This is a genomic window from Alicyclobacillus shizuokensis NBRC 103103 (assembly GCF_001552255.1).
Lineage (GTDB): Bacteria > Bacillota > Bacilli > Alicyclobacillales > Alicyclobacillaceae > Alicyclobacillus_G > Alicyclobacillus_G shizuokensis.
Map to the genome: position 1 here is coordinate 1 of NZ_BCQV01000119.1, position 1241 is coordinate 1241.

Consider the following 1241-nt stretch of genomic DNA (forward strand, 5'->3'; position numbering starts at 1 on the left):
GTAAAAATGTTATTTGGCCTTCTGAGAAAGAGGCAAATTGTCTAAGCTATATGTCCTTTTTGTCGGACAAATTATGACGCATATGTTCAAAGTGTACATGACTTGTTGGAGAGGAGGTGGAACGATGTATGGAGTGTTTGGCGGGTTTACTCGTTGGGCGGTTGTGTTTTTGATTATCTTCGTGTTGTTCTTCTTGTTGGTACCAGGGTACTCGGCAGTGACAACCACCTGCACTACAACTCCCGTCTGTTAAGTTCGCAACCGATTGTATCATCTCACTTTGACTTAGTGAGGTAGAGCCACATGTGTTTAGAATGGAGGGGTGACCGTGTGCAGTCCACTGGATTGCGTCAACAATCTGGGGAAATGGGTTCAATTCAGAACCCCGTGGGGAATTCATCGTGGCATCGTGACTGATGTGAACAACCGTGCGGTCTTAATCCGGGTTCCCCGTCAGTATGCACCCGTGGGTCTGGTCAGCGATGCTCAAATGGTCGAAAACGACGACGAGAAGAAACTCGACCTTGCGCTCGCCCAATGGCGTGCTTACAGCGTCGTCGCTTGGGGTTATCCCGGTTATGCTGCCTGGTGGGCCGGCTGGTTGTGGTGGTGGCTCGCATTTTCTTGGATCCTTGCCTTGGCATTTTTGTGGTAAAACTATAAACGGTGATGCTGCCCCATTTAACTGATTAACCAAAATAATCTTTTTTAATAGATATCACAAAAAGAATATATTTTCTTACTTGTCGGCCCCTTCTATTCCAAAAGAGATGCAATAATGTATCCATCCCACATTTCGCGCCCTCACAACGATAGGCGCGAAATGTGGGGAACAAGCGTTGGCAAGCAGTAAATACCCCATTTATGTATTAACAGTTTCGCATTCTAATGATTTATCTGCATTGGCTGATCAAGTATTTCAAGAACAAGGTCTGGACGGTAACGATGCCTTGTTGACTATCGACCCAAACGATCGACAGGTGGAATTAGTAACCACACGAGACTCGGAACTGGATCAAATCATACGGTCGAACGAACCGGGCTTAACAGTGGCCGATAAATATCGTGCAGTGACAGACCGATACTTTGTTCCATACGCCCGTAAAGGTAAGTACGCGGATGCCGTAATACATACAATTCGTGCTCTTGACAATCTATAAAAATATATTTTCAAGTAACACAGTTCCACGAATTTGCTTACCAATCTCTTACATCACATTTTTATGTCCGATAATGTTCAC

3 protein-coding genes are annotated in these 1241 nt (G+C 45.0%); all 3 read left to right on the forward strand.

Translation table 11 applies throughout. From position 1 onward, the window contains the following. The first annotated feature begins 124 nt into the window (after positions 1-124). A complete protein-coding gene (locus ASH01S_RS19575; RefSeq protein WP_281178248.1) occupies positions 125-253 on the forward strand; it encodes a hypothetical protein in 129 nt (42 codons plus the stop codon). A 75-nt stretch (positions 254-328) separates the two neighbouring features. Continuing rightward, on the forward strand, positions 329-655 hold the full coding sequence (locus ASH01S_RS17570) for a hypothetical protein (protein WP_067929724.1): 327 nt from the start codon (positions 329-331) through the stop codon (positions 653-655). 184 nt (positions 656-839) lie between these two features. Beyond that, positions 840-1160, forward strand: coding sequence for a TPM domain-containing protein (locus ASH01S_RS18235; RefSeq protein WP_169794276.1), 321 nt, complete (start codon positions 840-842; stop codon positions 1158-1160). Positions 1161-1241 lie beyond the last annotated feature (81 nt).